Genomic DNA, 14,478 nt, shown 5'->3' with positions numbered 1-14,478 from the left:
TCCCATGAAGATGGGAGGGTGCGTTACGTCGATGGGAACGTGCGAATGCGGCGCGTTACGGGCGAAAACCCGTTACACGTTACGTAGCATGGGGCCACAAAGGGCCAGATGTAACGCCTGAAAAAGCCCCAATGCGTGAGCAAAATGTCACGACTTGATGGGGGTGCCCTGGTCGGGCAGGGGGCTTCAGCCGAGGATTTCCTCGTGGAAGAGCTTCCACTCGCTGCCTTGGCGCAGCCAGTACTGGCGCCGTGAGCGCCCGCTCTTCTCCCCTTCGAATACCTCGCCGAAGGTAACCACCATGGTGTCTTCGCTGTCGCGCCAGTGCAGGTACGACAGGTCCTTGAGCTGCACGCGCTTGCCCTGCGCGTATTTCACTTCGTCATCGACAGCCGAAATACCGTCGGTGGATTTCTTGCTGACGCGCTGAAAATCGGGCAAATAGAATTTCTTCAATTGCGCTTCATTTCCGGCGGCCCGCGAATCTTTCCAGCCGTTTATTGCGCCCGCAATCGATTGCGCTTCTTTTTCCGCCTGCGGTTGCGAAATCCATTGCAGGCTGCGCGCGGTCACCACCGGGGTCGCGCCAATTTGCACCTTGCGCAAAAGCTGCTTGAGGTCGGGGTTGGCCATGACCACGCAGCCGTCGCTGGCCAGCGGCGCGCGGGCGAACTGCTGGGGCGGGGTGCCGTGCAGCCAGATGCCGCCGCCGGTGCGTCCGCGCCGCACGTCGTACGGGTTGGGGTAGTTGATGGGCAAGGCGCCGGCGCCGTAGAAGTCCTTGAGTGACTTCGGGTCGAGGCTGCTGGTGACGTAGTACACGCCCAGCGGGGTGCGCGCATCGCCCTCGGTGAGCTTGTCGGTGCCCGACTTGCCGACCGAGATGTAGTAGTCGGCCGTGAGCTTCAGGCCCTTGTCGCTGTTCTCGAAGAGGTACAGCCGCGAGCGCGAGGCATCGACGGCAATGGCGTAGCGGCTGCGGGTCGACAGCGCCAGGAACTGCGAGGGAATGGCGTTGGCCGGCGGCCGCTCGCGCAGCGCCTGCAGGCGGCGCTTCGATTCCTCGTGCAGGTCGGCCATGGCCGGGTTGCCGCGCATCTTGGCGATGCTGGCGGTGTCGGGCAGGGCGTTCGAAGGCGGCACTTGCGCCGCGAGCAGGTCGCCGTAGACGAGCTGCGCGAGCTGGAAGTTCGGATAGTCGCGCACGAGGTCGCGCGCCTTGGCCAGCGCGGGGCGGGTCTGGCCGCGGCCGAACATCTCGTAGACCGCGATGAGGCGGGCTTCGGCGTTGCTGGCTTCCTGGAGCGGGGCGGCGGCCCGGCGTGCGGGCCTGGCGGCGGTCTTGGCCTCGGGCGCTGCGGCCTTCTTGCCCTTCGCCTGCACTGGCGCCCTGGCCGGTGCGCGGTTGCCGGCGGTGTGCGCATTGGCGCGGTTGGCGCTTGCGGGCTTGGCCTTGCCGGCGGCGCCGCTCGTCTTCGACGAGGGGGCGGCGGGCTTGTGGCCGGCGGTCGATGCGCGCGCGGCGCCGGGAGCTGCCAGCATCAGCGCCGATGCGGTCATCAGCGCTGCAAGCAGCTGTCCGCTGCGCGGACGGAATGGAGGATTCAGGAGCCGGCCCGGCCGGACGATGTCTGCCACTAGCCGCCGACGCTTTCCTTGCGAATGTGCCATTGATTGCCGGAGCGCTGCATTTCCAGCGTCTTGCGGCTGGAGACATTGAGGTTGTCGGCGCGGTAGATCTGGCGGAACTTGGCGGTGGCGGAATCGCCGTCGACCTTGATCGCCAGGTTCTCGATGTTCACGCTGATGCTCGACTTGCCGACGATGCGCGCGCGGCGGTCCTGCTCCCAGCTCTTGCGGTTCTGGCCGCCACCGGGGGCGAAGTCGTTGCCGTAGGCCGCGAGGTAGCGGTCCATGTCCTGGCTGGCCCAGGCCGAGGCCCAGGCGCGCACGGCGGATTCGATCTCGGCATTGGCTGCGGTGCTGGCCGCGGGGGCTGCCGCCGCAGCGGGTGCAGGTGCGGGTGCCGGGGCTGCGGCCTCGGGCGCCTTGGGCGCGGCGGCCACGGGCGCAGGCGCGGCCGCGACCTTGGCCGGCGGCGGGGCGGCCGGTGCGGGCGCCGGGGCCGGCGGCGGTGCCTTGGCCACGGGGGCCGGTGCAGGCGCGGGTGCCGTAGCGGTTGGGGCGGCCGAGGCGACCAGCGCCGCCGGCTTGCCGCCCGGCGGGGTCGGCGTGAAGAGCGTGCGGATCACCGCCAGCTTGGGCTGCACGGCCGTGTTGCCCTGGTCGAGCTGCAGGGCCTTGCTGTAGGCCTGGCTGGCCAGCCGTGCATACACGTCGCCGAGGTTTTCCTGGGCGGTGGCGTAGCTGGGGTTGGTGCGGATCGCGCTTTCGAGCGCGTTGCGCGCCTTGTCGAACTGGTTCTGGCTCGCGTAGATCACCGCGAGGTTGTTGTACGGCTCGGGCAGCTCGGGTGCGTCCAGCGTGAGCTGCGTGAAGGCCGCGATGGCCTCGTTGCGCTTGCCGGTGTCCAGCTGGATCACGCCCTTCAGGAAGCGCATCTGCGGGTCGCGCGGCTTGTCCTTCAGGAAGGCGTCGGCCTTGGTCATCGCCTCGTCGAGCTTGCCGGCCTGCATGAGCTTGTCGACTTCCTCGTGCTCGAGCGCCGCAAGGGCGGGAACGGCCACGCCACAGGCCGCAGCGGCCAGGACAAGGGCTCGCACGGTGGGAGAAAGGCTGAAACGGGCGCGCGGCCAGGGGCTCTTGGGCATTGCGGACAAGACCTCGTAGGGGTGGGAGATGCGGCAGGCATTGTAAGTGGGGCAGTTAACCTTCAGACACAGGGATGACAACAGTCGTGAGGCGCGCCCGCAACGCGCCGCCCCGCAGTACAGTGCCGCCGTGGATCGACTCCAAAGCATTGAAACTTTCGTTCGTGTGGCGCAGACCCAGAGCTTCGCGGAAGCCGCGCGCCAGCTGCGCGTGGCCAACTCGGTCGTGACCACGCGGGTGAAGCAGCTGGAGGAGTTCCTGGGCGCGCCGCTGTTCCACCGCAGCACGCGCGTGGTCCGCCTGAGCGACATGGGCCAGGCCTTCCTGCGCGACTGCACCGAACTGGTGGGCCGCGCCAACGACATCGTCGACCAGATGCGCGACGCGCGCGGCACGCCCTCGGGCACGCTGCGCGTGCATGCGCTCACGGGCATGGTGCTGGGCCGCTTCGCTTCGCTGCTGCGCGAGTTCCAGACCACTTACCCCGACATCCACCTCGAGCTGATCGTGAGCGACGCGGTGGCCGACCCGGTGAAGGCGGGTGTCGACTGCGCGTTGCAGATCTTTCCCGCCGCCTCGCAGGAGCTGGTGTCGCGCCACCTGTTCCCGGTGCGCCGCGTGCTGTGCGCCACGCCCGCCTACCTGGACGCCCACGGCACGCCCGCCACGCCGCGCGAGCTGCACCGCCACAAGCTGGGCCTGTACTCGGGCTACCCCACGCGCGACCGCTGGACCTTTCACCACCAGGGCGAGCAGATCACCATCTACCTGGCCGCCGCGCTGCTGACCAACAGCGTGCACCTGCTGCGCGAATACGCGCTGGAGCACGCGGGCATCGTCTGCCTGCCGACGCTGGTGGCGGGCGACGCCATTGCGCGCGGCGAGCTGAGCGTGGTGCTGCCGGAGCACCAGCTGTCGTCGTTTTCGCTGAGCGCGGTGTATGCGGGCACGTCGCGCAATGCGCTCAAGCTGCGGCTGTTCATCGAGCACATCGCCACGCGCTTCACGCGCGTGCCGCCCTGGGACGCCACGCTGATCGAGCGTGGGCTGATCCCGGCGGAGCTCATCGAGTTCAGCCGCTCCAGCGGCTGAGGTCGTAGCAGCCGCTGGAGGGGCGAGGGCCCGAACAGGGGTAAACCCCCGCGATTATTCGGAAGCGCCGAACAATCCGCTTCCAAACTGGTCCCTACCGGCGGCGGCGCCGGGCTCCTAGAGTTCGCTCATCCGAAGAGACACCAGGAGACAAGCCATGACAACCGCCGCCTACCAGACCCGCTTCGGGTCGCTCAAGCACTTCGAGAAAGGCCACGTCGAACCGATCGACGACGACGTGCGCCACTACGCGTTTTCCAACTGCTTCGAAATCGCCAGCATCAGCCGGCCGTACGAGAAGGTCGTGTTCGGCCAGAACCAGATCTACGTGCTGGAAACGCTGCGCGCCGAGGGCACCTCGCCCTGGTACACCTGTGCGCACGACGAGTTCGCGCTGGTGATGGACGGCGACGTCGAAGTGCACCTGGTGCAGCTCGACGCCGCGCAGGCGGTGGCCGACACGGAGAAGAACGGCGCCGTGCTCGTACAGGGCGAACCCAAGGGCAAGAAGATGGGCTGGATGAAGCTCTCGCGCGGCCAGCAGGGCCTGCTGCCGAAGAACACCGCGTACCAGTTCCGCAGTGCGGGCGATCCTGGAGTGATCGTCTTGCAGAGCTGCAAGGGCGACCTCTCGGTAGAGAAGTGGGCCGACATCTGCCAATCAAATTGACTCGCCCCCAGTCTGCGCGCACTTCGTGTCGCTTCGCCAACCCCCTGCCGGGGGCAACACCAGCGGCCCGGCAAAGCCGGTTCCGCGGTGTTCCACGAAAGACACGGCACTTGAACATTCAAGACCAGTTGAGGAAAACACCATGAACGCCCCCGCAGAACTCGCCCGCGTGATCGCGTCGCAGCCCGACGCCACGCTCGGCTACAAGGACTTTTCGCTCGGCAGCTTCCGCTTCCGCCGCGACGAATACTTCGTGCACATCGGCTGGAAGACCCGCGACGGCCGTCCCATGAGCCACACCATGGACGCCGGCAGCTACCTGCGCGCGCTCATGCGCGACGTGGCCTGGGGCTTCTTCTACGGCTGGGTCAACTTCGACGACGTGTTCGGCACGGTCAATCACTACGAATCGGTCGACCTGTACGCCGGCAGCTTCAACGGCACCATGAAGGACGCGGGCATCGACCTGCTCGAGAACTTCCCCACCGCGCAGATCCGCGCCACCTTCGAGGCCATGCTCGACGACTGGACCAACGAGAGCTTCGACCCTTTCGCGGCGCCGCAGGAAACCGGCTCTCCCTACGGCCGCAAGAGCGGCAACAACACCGCCAAGATCACCCGGGCGCGCGAGCTGGCCAAGCGCTGCGTGGGCCTGAAGGGCGACCTCGACCTGCGCAGCGACGCGCGCGGCGCGCCGGTGAACCGCGCCTTCGCCGACGTGCCGCAGGGCGAGCCCGAGCTGCACCCCGAGCCGGGCTTCGAGAACGAGGTGCATGCCTTCAATCTCTTCGGCTTCCTGAGCCGCTCGCAGGTCACGTGGAACCCGAGCTTCACCTCGGTGGTGAAGCACAGCTACATGTGCCCGACGACCGAGGAGCACATCCTGCCGATCATCCACGGCAACGACCGCGTCGAGTGGTTCTTCCAGATGACCGACGAGATCCACTGGGACTGCGGCGACAAGAACACCGGCCGGCCGATGGCGCGCGTGATCATGAAGGCGGGCGACATGGCCGCCATGCCCGCCTACTGCCGGCACCAGGGCTTCAGCCCGAAGCGCTCGATGTTGCTGGTGTGGGAGAACGGGTCGCCGAGCCTGGTGTTCGAGATCCAGAAGGGCGAGAGCCCGGAGATTCCGGTCGAGTTCTGACCGGTCTTGCTCCCTCCCCCTCCGGGGGGAGGGCTGGGGTGGGGCTCTGCGAGCCCGCGCCCTCTTTGAAGATGCCCCCACCCCAACCCTCCCCCCAAGGGGGAGGGAGAGGAACGCTCATGCCTTTTTCTTCCATACGCCACCAACTCTTCATCGACGGCCGCTTCGTCGACGCCGAGTCCGGCGAGACCCTCGCCACGCTCAACCCGCACGACAACACGCCCATCGTCAACGTCGCATTGGCCGGCAAGGCCGACGTCGACAAGGCCGTGGCCGCGGCGAAGCGCGCGTTCCCGAGGTGGAGCCGCATGGCCGCCGCCGACCGCGGCCGCATCCTGCTGAAGCTCGCCGACCTCATCGAGGCCAACGCCGAAGAGCTCGCGCGCCTCGAGTCGCTGGACACCGGCCACCCCATCCGCGACTCGCGCCGGCTCGACGTGCCGCGCACGGCCGCGTGCTTTCGCTACTTCGGCGGCATGGCCGACAAGTTCCAGGGCGAGACCATTCCGGTGGAAGAGGGCTTTCTCAACTACACGCTGCGCGAGCCCGTCGGCATCGTCGGGCAGGTGGTGCCGTGGAACTTCCCGCTGATGTTCACCAGCTGGAAGATGGCGCCCGCGCTCGCGGCCGGCAACTGCATCGTGATGAAGCCGGCGGAGATCACGCCGCTGTCGTCGCTGCGCATCGCCGAGCTGATGGCCGAGGCGGGCCTGCCGCCCGGCGTGGTCAACATGCTGCCGGGCCTGGGCAGCGTGGCGGGCCAGTACATCGCGGAGCATCCGGAGATCGCCAAGATCGCCTTCACCGGCAGCACCGCCACGGGCCGGCGCATCGTGCAGGCCAGCGCGGGCAACCTGAAGAAGGTGCAGCTCGAGCTCGGCGGCAAGGGCCCCAACATCGTGTTCGAAGACGCGAACCTGCAGGCCGCCGTCAACGGCAGCGCGTGGGCCATCTTCCACAACCAGGGGCAGGCCTGCATCGCGGGCTCGCGGCTGATGCTGCACGAGAAGATCGCCGATGCGTTCCTCGCGCAGTTCATTCCGCTCGCGAAGTCCATACGCCTCGGTAACCCGCTCGACGACAGCACCGAGATGGGCCCGCTCACGAGCGCGCAGCACCGCGAACGCGTGCTGAGCTATGTCGAGGTGGCGCAAGGCGAGGGCGGCGAGCTGCTCGCGGGCGGCCAGTCGCCCGGCGGCGACCTGGCCGGGGGCTGCTACGTGGAACCCACCGTGATGCGCGCCAGGTCGTACAAGGACCGCGTCGCGCAGGAAGAAGTGTTCGGCCCCTTCGTCACCGTGCTCACCTTCAAGTCCGACGAAGAAGCCATGCAGATCGCCAACGGCACCGACTACGGCCTGGGCAGCGGCCTGTGGACCAACAACCTGCAGCGCGCCCACAAGGTCGCGCGCGACCTGCACGCCGGCATGGTGTGGATCAACAGCTACAAGCGCGTGAACCCCGGCTCGCCCTTTGGCGGCGTCGGCCAGAGCGGCTACGGCCGCGAGATGGGGTTCGACGCGATGCGCGAGTACACACAGGTCAAGAGCGTGTGGGTGAACGTCGACGCGCAGATACCGCCGCACTTCGCGCGCTGACCCCGGGGCCCTTTGCGGCAAGCACATACATACAAGAGAAGGAGACAGCCATGACATTCAATCGCAGGCAGTTCACGCAGGCCACGGCCGCGCTGGTGGCCTCGGGCGCGGCACCGCTGGTGTTCGCGGCCGACACGCTGAAGATCGGCTACGTGTCGCCGCAGACCGGCCCGCTCGCGCCCTTCGGCGAGGCCGACAAGTGGGTCATCGACCAGATGAAGACCGCCTTCAAGGACGGCATCGGCGTGGGCGGCAGGAAGTACGCGGTGCAGATCGTGCTGAAGGACAGCCAATCGAACCCCAATCGCGCGGGCGAGGTGGCCAACGACCTGATCCTGAAGGACAAGGTCGCGCTGGTGCTCACGGCCGGCACGCCCGAAACCGCGAACCCCGTCAGCGATGCGTGCGAGCTCAACGAGGTGCCCTGCATCTCCAGCGTGGTGCCGTGGCAGCCGTGGTTCTTCGGGCGCAAGGGCGACCCGGCGAAGGGCTTCAATTGGACGTACCACATGTTCTGGGGGCTGGAAGACGTCATCGCCAACTTCACCAACGGCTGGAAGACGCTGGCCACCAACAAGAAGGTGGGCGGCCTGTTCCCGAACGACGGCGACGGCAATGCGTGGGGCGACAAGGAGCTGGGCTTTCCCAAGCCGCTCGCGGCGATGGGCTTCACGCTCACCGACCCCGGCCGCTTCCAGAACGGCACGCAGGACTTCAGCGCGCAGATTGCGGCCTTCAAGAGCGCGGGCTGCGAGATCGTCACCGGCGTGGTGATCCCTCCCGACGCCAAGACCTTCCTCACGCAGGCGCGGCAGCAGGGCTTCAAGCCGAAGGTCATCACGCTGGGCAAGGCGCTGCTGTTCCCGGGTGCCATCGAGGCGCTGGGCGAGCTGGGCGACGGCCTGTCGACCGAGGTGTGGTGGAGCCCGTCGCACCCGTTCACGTCCAGCCTCACGCAGCAGAGTGCGAAGGCGCTGGCCGAGGCCTACGAGGCGGGCGCGCAGAAGCAGTGGACGCAGCCCATCGGCTTCGCGCATGCGCTGTTCGAGGTGGCAGCGAATGCGCTGGGCCGCGCCAGGTCGCTGAAGGCTTCGGACGTGCGCGATGCGGTTGCCGCGACCTCGATCAACTCGGTGGTCGGTCCGGTGAAGTGGGGCGGCCAGGGCCCGTTCAAGAATGTGAGCAAGACGCCGCTGGTGCTCGGCCAGTGGGGCAAAGGCAGGAAGTACAAGGTCGAACTCACCATCGTGAACAACGAGGCCGCGACGAACATTCCCACCGGCGGCACGCTGCGGCTGCTCTGAAGAAGAACGCCATGACGCTGCTGGCACTGCATGCCGTGAGCAAGTCCTACGGCGCGCTGAAGGTCACCGACGACATCACGCTGTCGGTGGCCGAAGGCGAGACGCTGGGCATCCTCGGGCCGAACGGCGCGGGCAAGACCACGCTGTTCAACCTCATCTCGGGCGACGTGCGCGCTGATGCGGGGCGCGTGGAGTACGCGGGCCGCGACGTGACGCGGCTCAAGCCGCACCAGCGCTGCCACGCGGGCATCGGCCGCAGCTACCAGGTGCCGCAGCCCTTCGGCAACATGAGCGTGTTCGAGAACCTCGTGACGGCCGCGTGCTTCGGTGGGCAGCAGACCGAACGCGAGGCCTGGCAGACGGCGCACGAGGTGCTGACGCAGACGGGACTGATGGCGCATGCCAACAAGCCCGCGGGCGGGCTCACGCTGCTGGACCGCAAGCGCCTGGAGCTGGCGCGCGCGCTGGCCACGCGGCCGCAGCTGCTGCTGCTCGACGAGATCGCGGGCGGCCTCACGGAGCCCGAGGCCGCGGTGCTGGTCGACGAACTCAAGCGCATCAAGGCGCGCGGCGTGACGATGATCTGGATCGAGCATGTGGTGCATGCGCTGCTGTCGCTGGCGGACCGGCTGTTCGTCATCAACTTCGGGCAGAAGCTGGCGGAGGGGGCGCCGCGGGTGGTGATGAACGATGCGGAGGTACGGCGGGTGTACATGGGGATGGAAGCATGAGCGCGTTCGCGTGTTGTTCCCTCTCCCTGGGGGAAAGGGCCAGGGTGAGGGCAGCGGCCTTTCAAATGCCGCGTGCCTTGCCATCGCCGCTGGCCCTCACCCCAACCCTCTCCCCAAGGGCAGAGGGAGCAAGACAGGGGATGGAGCAACGACCATGACTGCCCTGCTCGACACCCACGCCCTCCAGGCCTTCTACGGCGACGCCCAGGCCCTCTTCGGCATCGACTTTTCGCTGACCCGAGGCGAGCTCGTCGCCATCATCGGCGCCAACGGTGCCGGCAAATCGACCTTCCTCAAAAGCCTCACCGGCCTCGTGCGCGCCCCGCGCGAAGCGATCCGCTTCAAGGGCGAATCCATCGGAGGCCTGCCTCCCGGCGACATCGTGCGCCGCGGCCTCGCCATGGTCCCCGAAGGCCGCCGCCTGTTCCCCAGCCTCGGCGTGGAAGAAAACCTGCTGATGGGCGCCACCGCGGCGCGCAAGGGGCCGTGGAACCTGCAGCGCCTGTACGCGCTGTTTCCCATCCTCGCGGAGAAGCGCCACCAGCCGGCCACCTCGCTGTCGGGCGGCCAGCAGCAGATGGTCGCACTCGGCCGCGCGCTCATGAGCAACCCCGAGGTGCTGCTGTGCGACGAACTCTCGCTGGGCCTCGCGCCCATCGTCATCCGCGAGATCTACGCGGCCATGCCCACCATCACCGGCGAGGGCATGACGGTGGTCATCGTCGAGCAGGACGTGACGATGGCGCGCCAGGTGTCGCAGCGCATCTACTGCTTCCAGGAAGGCCGTGTATCGCTCGAAGGCCGTTCGAACGACCTCACGCGCGAGCGGATCTCGCAGGCCTATTTCGGCAGTGGCAGTGGCACAGGCACGGAGGCCGCCCATGCTTGAAACCCTCGTGCAAGGCGTGCTGCTCGGCGGCCTCTACACGCTGTTCGCATTGGGCCAGTCGCTGATGTTCGGCGTCATGCGGCTCACCAACACGGCGCAGGGCGACTTCATCATCCTCGGCGCGTTCGCCGTCATCGGGGGCGTGTCGCTGACGGGCGCGGCGGCGCCGTGGCTGGTGGCGCTCGCGGTGCTGCCACTGGCCTTCGGCTTCGGCTACGCGCTGCAGCGTTTCGTGCTCAACGGCACGCTCGGCAAGGACCCGCTGCCTTCGCTGGTGGTGACCTTCGGCCTGTCGATCGTCATCCAGAACCTGCTGCTGGAGCTGTTCTCGGCCGACCCGCGCGCCATCGAGACCGGCGGGCTCAGCACGCAGGGCGTGGCGCTGGGCGACGCTCTGTCCGTCGGCGTGCTGCCGCTCATCGTCCTGGTGGTCGCTGTAGCGGCCACGGGCGCGCTGCAGTGGCTCTTCGCGCGCACGGCGCTGGGCCGGTCGTTTCGCGCGGTGTCCGACGACCGCGAGATCGCCGAGCTCATGGGGCTCGACGCGAAGAAGGTCTACGCCTTCGCCACCGCGATTGCGTTCGTGCTGATCGCGGTGGCGGGCGCGCTGCAGGGCATGCGCACCACGGTGTCGCCGTCCGACGGCCCGCTGCTGCTGCTCTTCGCCTTCGAGGCCGTGATCATCGGCGGGATGGGCTCCTTCTGGGGCACGCTGGCCGGCGCGATGATCCTCGGCGTCACGCAGCAGATCGGCTTCCGGCTCGACCCGGGCTGGGGCATCTGGGCCGGGCACATCGTGTTCCTCGTGGTGCTGGTGCTGCGCCCGCAGGGGCTCTTTCCCAAGACACGCGGATGAAGCGGACCACGCGAATGACGAACATGCCCCCACCCCTCATCGCCGTCGAGCGCGCGACCGCCGCGAGCCGTGCGGTACTCGCCATCGGCGTTGCCCTGGTGCTGGTCGCGGCCAGCCTTCCGTTCTGGGGCGAGTCGAGCTGGATGCGCGAGTTCGTCGAGATCGCCTGCTACTTCATCTTCGCGATGATGTGGAACCTGCTCGCGGGCTACGGCGGCATGGTGAGCATCGGGCAGCAGGCCTTCTTCGGCTTCGGCGGCTACGTGATGCTGATGCTCGGCAACTTCGCGGGGCTCAACCCCTTCGTTGCGATACCGCTGGGTGCGCTGGCGGCGGGGCTCGTTGCGATACCCGTGTCCTTCGTGGCGTTCCGCCTGTCGGGCGGCTACTTCGCCATCGGCACCTGGGTGATCGCCGAGGTGTTCCGCCTGAGCTTCGCCAACGTGTCGGCGGTGGGCGGGGGCTCGGGCACCACGCTCACGGCCCTGCGCGGCATCGACAAGGCCACGCGCGAAAGCACCACCTACTGGATGGCGCTGGCCTGCGTGGTCGCGGCCGTTGCGCTGGTGTACCTGTTCCTGCGCAGCAAGCGCGGCCTGGCGCTGCTGGCCATCCGCGACAACGAGGTGGCGGCCGAGTCGCAGGGCATTCCGGTCGCGCGCATGAAGCTCGCGGTGTACGTGGTGGCGGCCTTCGGCGCGGGGCTGGCGGGGGCGCTGTATTTCGTGGGCAACCTGCGCATCAGCCCCGACGCGGCCTTCAGCGTCAACTGGACGGCCTTTGCCATCTTCATGGTGGTGATCGGCGGCATCGGCCGCATCGAGGGGCCGCTGGTGGGCGCGCTCATCTTCTGGGCGCTCAACAAGTTCCTGAGCGACTACGGCACCTGGTACCTGCTGGGCATGGGGCTGCTTGCCATCCTCGTCACGCTGTTCTTCAAGCAGGGCCTGTGGGGCTACGCGCAGCAGCGCTGGGGCTGGTCGTTGTTTCCCACGCAACGCAAGCTGCTGCAGGTGCCACCCGTGCGCACCCCGTGAAAGCCCCATTGCAAGCTTCCGTCTGACTTGCGCAATGCAGCATGATCATGTAACGTGTTGTAAGCACGTTCGTCAGCTCGCTGTCAGCAACGCACCTGCATTTCCCGGTCTTTCACTCTCTGGAGTCACCTTGACGATCACCAAACGCCGCTTGCTCGAAGGCGGCGCGGCAGCCGTTGCCGCATCGCTCTTCGCGAAGGCTTCGTGGGCCCAACGCACCGCTCCCGCCGCCAGCGAACCCGCCTGGCCCACCAAGCCCGTGCGCATCCTCGTGGGCTTCCCCGCCGGCGCCTCGCCCGACCTCGCGACCCGCGCCATCGCGGAGCCCCTGTCGAAGATCCTGCGCCAGCCGGTGGTGGTCGAGAACAAGCCCGGCGCCAGCGGCAACACCGTGGCCGACCTGGTGGCCAAGGCCACCGACGAGCACACCATCGGCGCGCTGATCAACGGCAACCTCACCATTGCCAAGCTGCTCAACCCCAAGCTGCCCTTCGACCCCGAGAAAGACTTCGCGCCCGTCGGCCTCATCGGCACGGCGCCGCTGGTGCTGGCGGTGTCGGGCAATGCCGAAGGCAAGACCGCGGCCGACCAGCTGCTGTGGGTGCGCAACCTGGGCAGCGGCGGCAAGTACGGCACGCCCGGCGTGGGCACCGTGGGCCACCTGGGCATGGAACTCATCAAGAGCCGCGCGGCCATCACCGCGCAGCACAAGCCCTACACGGGCAACCCGCAGGTCATTGCCGGCCTGCTGGCCAACGAGATCCAGCTGGCGCTGCTGCCGCCGGGCCTGGCCCTGCCGCACATCAAGTCCGGAAAGATCAAGGCCATTGGCGTGACCTCGCCCGAGCGCAGCGTGCTGGCCGGTGACTTGCCAACCATTCGCGACGCCGACGTGCGCGGTGCCGACCTGGAGATCTGGACCGCGCTGGCCGCGCCCGCCGGCATGAGGCCCGCGGCCGTTGCCAGGCTCAACGCGGCACTGGTCGAGGTGATCAGCTCGCCCGACGTGAGCCAGGCCCTGCTCAAGACCGGCTGGCAGGCGCAGCCCGGTTCGCCCGACACGCTGGCCAAGCGCATGCGCGCCGACACCACGCGCCTGGGCGGCGTGATCATCATGAAGGGCATTCACTCCGAGGGCTGAGCCCCCGCACTGCCAGCGCTCGGGGTCTGAGCCCCGGCACCGCTAAAGCAGCTGCGACACCCGCTGCGCCGCGTCCACCAGCGCGGGCAGCATGGTCTCCTGCATCACCTTCGCGCTGGTGCGGTTGGCCTGTCCGCTGATGTTCAGCGCGGCCACCATGCGGCCCTGCCGGTTCACGATGGGCGCGGCCACCGAGATCAGGCCTTCTTCCAGCTCCTGGTTCACCAGGCACCACTGCTGCTTGCGCGCCTGCGCCACCTTGGCCATGAGCGCGTCGACATCGGTCACCGTGTGCTTGGTCATCGCCTCGATGCTGGAGGCCTCCAGCCGCGCGCGCACCTCGTCGTCTTCCAGGTCGGCCAGCAGCAGCCGGCCCAGCGACGTGCAATACGCCGGCAGCCGCGAGCCCACGCCCAGGCTCATGCGCATGATCTTCTGCGTGGGCACGCGCAGCACGTAGACGATGTCGGTCGCGTCCAGCACGGCGGCCGAGCACGACTCCTGCACCTGCTGCACCAGCGCTTCCATCACCGGCTCGGCGCGGTTCCAGATGGGCATGGACGACAGGTACGCGAACCCCAGGTCGAGGATGCGCGGCGTGAGCGTGAAGAGCTTGCCGTCGGTCACCACATAGCCCAGCGTCTGCAGCGTGAGCAGGATGCGGCGTGCGCCCGCGCGCGTGAGCCCGCTGCCCGCGGCCACTTCGCTGAGCGTCTGGCGCGGCGCGTTCGCGCTGAACGAGCGGATCACCTGCAGGCCGCGCGCGAACGACTGCACGTAGCTGTCGCCCGGGGCGGGGGAGGGTGTGTCGGGGTGTGTCGGGTGGGTTGCCATGGTGCGCGATCCTCTCTAGAATTCATTATACGAACAAATGTTCTTTAGACGAACAAATCGGCGGTTCGCAAAATCGGCGGGATCGCGGTTCGGGTTCTTCTTCTGGTTCTTTTTTCCTTTCACCCGGAGACAAGCTTCATGATCAACAAGATCGCGCGCTCGGTCGCGGATGCCCTGGCAGGCATCCAGGACGGCGCCACGGTTCTCATCGGCGGCTTCGGCACGGCCGGCATTCCCAACGAGCTCATCGACGGCCTCGTCGAGCAGGGCGCCAAGGACCTCACCGTCGTCAACAACAACGCGGGCAACGGCGAGACCGGCCTGGCGGCGCTGCTCAAAGCCGGCCGCGTGCGCAAGATCATCTGCAGCTTCCCGCGCCAGGCCGACAGCCAGGTGTTCGACGG

14 protein-coding genes are annotated in these 14,478 nt (G+C 68.0%); 11 read left to right on the top strand and 3 right to left on the bottom strand.

Features of this window, described 5'->3' with window-relative positions; genetic code table 11:
- Positions 1-186 precede the first annotated feature (186 nt).
- Positions 187-1,671 carry a L,D-transpeptidase family protein gene (locus BM004_RS25200; protein WP_093217785.1) on the bottom strand — a complete coding sequence of 495 codons (1,485 nt, stop codon included), beginning with the start codon at positions 1,669-1,671 and terminating at the stop codon, positions 187-189.
- Positions 1,638-2,771 (bottom strand): nuclear transport factor 2 family protein, encoded by a 1,134-nt coding sequence (locus BM004_RS25195; protein WP_093217784.1) that lies wholly within the window; start codon positions 2,769-2,771, stop codon positions 1,638-1,640. Before BM004_RS25195 ends, BM004_RS25200 begins: the two co-directional genes overlap by 34 nt.
- Positions 2,772-2,901: 130 nt before the next feature.
- Between BM004_RS25195 and BM004_RS25190 the strand changes: the two genes are divergently transcribed.
- The 10 genes from BM004_RS25190 (at position 2,902) to BM004_RS25145 (ending at position 13,240) form a co-directional block, all read left to right on the top strand.
- Positions 2,902-3,864: a LysR family transcriptional regulator gene (locus BM004_RS25190; protein WP_093217782.1), complete on the top strand. Its 963-nt coding sequence runs from the start codon at positions 2,902-2,904 to the stop codon at positions 3,862-3,864.
- 157 nt (positions 3,865-4,021) lie between these two features.
- Positions 4,022-4,534: a cupin domain-containing protein gene (locus BM004_RS25185; protein ID WP_093217781.1), complete on the top strand. Its 513-nt coding sequence runs from the start codon at positions 4,022-4,024 to the stop codon at positions 4,532-4,534.
- A 142-nt stretch (positions 4,535-4,676) separates the two neighbouring features.
- Entirely contained in the window at positions 4,677-5,684 is a 1,008-nt protein-coding gene (locus BM004_RS25180) for a hydroxyquinol 1,2-dioxygenase (RefSeq protein ID WP_093217779.1), read from the top strand.
- Positions 5,685-5,818: 134 nt separating this feature from the next.
- On the top strand, positions 5,819-7,282 hold the full coding sequence (locus tag BM004_RS25175; RefSeq protein WP_093217949.1) for an aldehyde dehydrogenase family protein: 1,464 nt from the start codon (positions 5,819-5,821) through the stop codon (positions 7,280-7,282).
- A 50-nt stretch (positions 7,283-7,332) separates the two neighbouring features.
- On the top strand, positions 7,333-8,586 hold the full coding sequence (locus tag BM004_RS25170) for an ABC transporter substrate-binding protein (RefSeq protein ID WP_093217778.1): 1,254 nt from the start codon (positions 7,333-7,335) through the stop codon (positions 8,584-8,586).
- 11 nt (positions 8,587-8,597) lie between these two features.
- Positions 8,598-9,317, top strand: a complete 720-nt coding sequence (locus tag BM004_RS25165) for an ABC transporter ATP-binding protein (RefSeq protein WP_093130361.1) — start codon at positions 8,598-8,600, stop codon at positions 9,315-9,317.
- A gap of 154 nt (positions 9,318-9,471) precedes the next feature.
- Positions 9,472-10,206 carry an ABC transporter ATP-binding protein gene (locus BM004_RS25160; RefSeq protein WP_093217776.1) on the top strand — a complete coding sequence of 245 codons (735 nt, stop codon included), beginning with the start codon at positions 9,472-9,474 and terminating at the stop codon, positions 10,204-10,206.
- Positions 10,199-11,062, top strand: a complete 864-nt coding sequence (locus tag BM004_RS25155) for a branched-chain amino acid ABC transporter permease (protein ID WP_093130359.1) — start codon at positions 10,199-10,201, stop codon at positions 11,060-11,062. The genes BM004_RS25160 and BM004_RS25155 overlap by 8 nt, the downstream gene beginning before the upstream one ends.
- Positions 11,063-11,085: 23 nt before the next feature.
- Positions 11,086-12,099 carry a branched-chain amino acid ABC transporter permease gene (locus BM004_RS25150; protein ID WP_256220040.1) on the top strand — a complete coding sequence of 338 codons (1,014 nt, stop codon included), beginning with the start codon at positions 11,086-11,088 and terminating at the stop codon, positions 12,097-12,099.
- Positions 12,100-12,229: 130 nt separating this feature from the next.
- A complete protein-coding gene (locus BM004_RS25145) occupies positions 12,230-13,240 on the top strand; it encodes a Bug family tripartite tricarboxylate transporter substrate binding protein (RefSeq protein WP_093130357.1) in 1,011 nt (336 codons plus the stop codon).
- A 42-nt stretch (positions 13,241-13,282) separates the two neighbouring features.
- On the opposite strand, the gene BM004_RS25140 is transcribed toward BM004_RS25145, so the two are convergent.
- The gene (locus BM004_RS25140) at positions 13,283-14,074 is read right to left on the bottom strand and encodes an IclR family transcriptional regulator domain-containing protein (RefSeq protein WP_093217773.1); all 792 of its coding nucleotides are present in this window, start codon (positions 14,072-14,074) and stop codon (positions 13,283-13,285) included.
- Between the two features lie 138 nt (positions 14,075-14,212).
- Here BM004_RS25140 and BM004_RS25135 point away from each other — a divergent pair.
- Positions 14,213-14,478, top strand: a 266-nt coding sequence (locus BM004_RS25135; RefSeq protein ID WP_143072505.1) for a 3-oxoacid CoA-transferase subunit A, incomplete at its 3' end; no start/stop codon positions are given.

Origin of the sequence: Variovorax sp. OK212, from assembly GCF_900112425.1 — a bacterium.
In the GTDB taxonomy this organism is placed as follows: Bacteria; Pseudomonadota; Gammaproteobacteria; order Burkholderiales; family Burkholderiaceae_C; genus Variovorax.
This window is presented reverse-complemented; position numbering and strand designations above follow the sequence as displayed.

What these genes read in the sequence shown, in the direction of transcription:
- BM004_RS25200 (WP_093217785.1), bottom strand. Translation starts at nt 1,671, where the DNA reads ATGGCACATTCGCAAGGAAAGCGTCGGCGGCTAGTGGCAGACATCGTC.
- BM004_RS25195 (WP_093217784.1), bottom strand. Translation starts at nt 2,771, where the DNA reads ATGCCCAAGAGCCCCTGGCCGCGCGCCCGTTTCAGCCTTTCTCCCACC.
- BM004_RS25185 (WP_093217781.1), top strand. Translation starts at nt 4,022, where the DNA reads ATGACAACCGCCGCCTACCAGACCCGCTTCGGGTCGCTCAAGCACTTC.
- BM004_RS25180 (WP_093217779.1), top strand. Translation starts at nt 4,677, where the DNA reads ATGAACGCCCCCGCAGAACTCGCCCGCGTGATCGCGTCGCAGCCCGAC.
- BM004_RS25170 (WP_093217778.1), top strand. Translation starts at nt 7,333, where the DNA reads ATGACATTCAATCGCAGGCAGTTCACGCAGGCCACGGCCGCGCTGGTG.
- BM004_RS25165 (WP_093130361.1), top strand. Translation starts at nt 8,598, where the DNA reads ATGACGCTGCTGGCACTGCATGCCGTGAGCAAGTCCTACGGCGCGCTG.
- BM004_RS25160 (WP_093217776.1), top strand. Translation starts at nt 9,472, where the DNA reads ATGACTGCCCTGCTCGACACCCACGCCCTCCAGGCCTTCTACGGCGAC.
- BM004_RS25155 (WP_093130359.1), top strand. Translation starts at nt 10,199, where the DNA reads ATGCTTGAAACCCTCGTGCAAGGCGTGCTGCTCGGCGGCCTCTACACG.
- BM004_RS25150 (WP_256220040.1), top strand. Translation starts at nt 11,086, where the DNA reads ATGCCCCCACCCCTCATCGCCGTCGAGCGCGCGACCGCCGCGAGCCGT.
- BM004_RS25140 (WP_093217773.1), bottom strand. Translation starts at nt 14,074, where the DNA reads ATGGCAACCCACCCGACACACCCCGACACACCCTCCCCCGCCCCGGGC.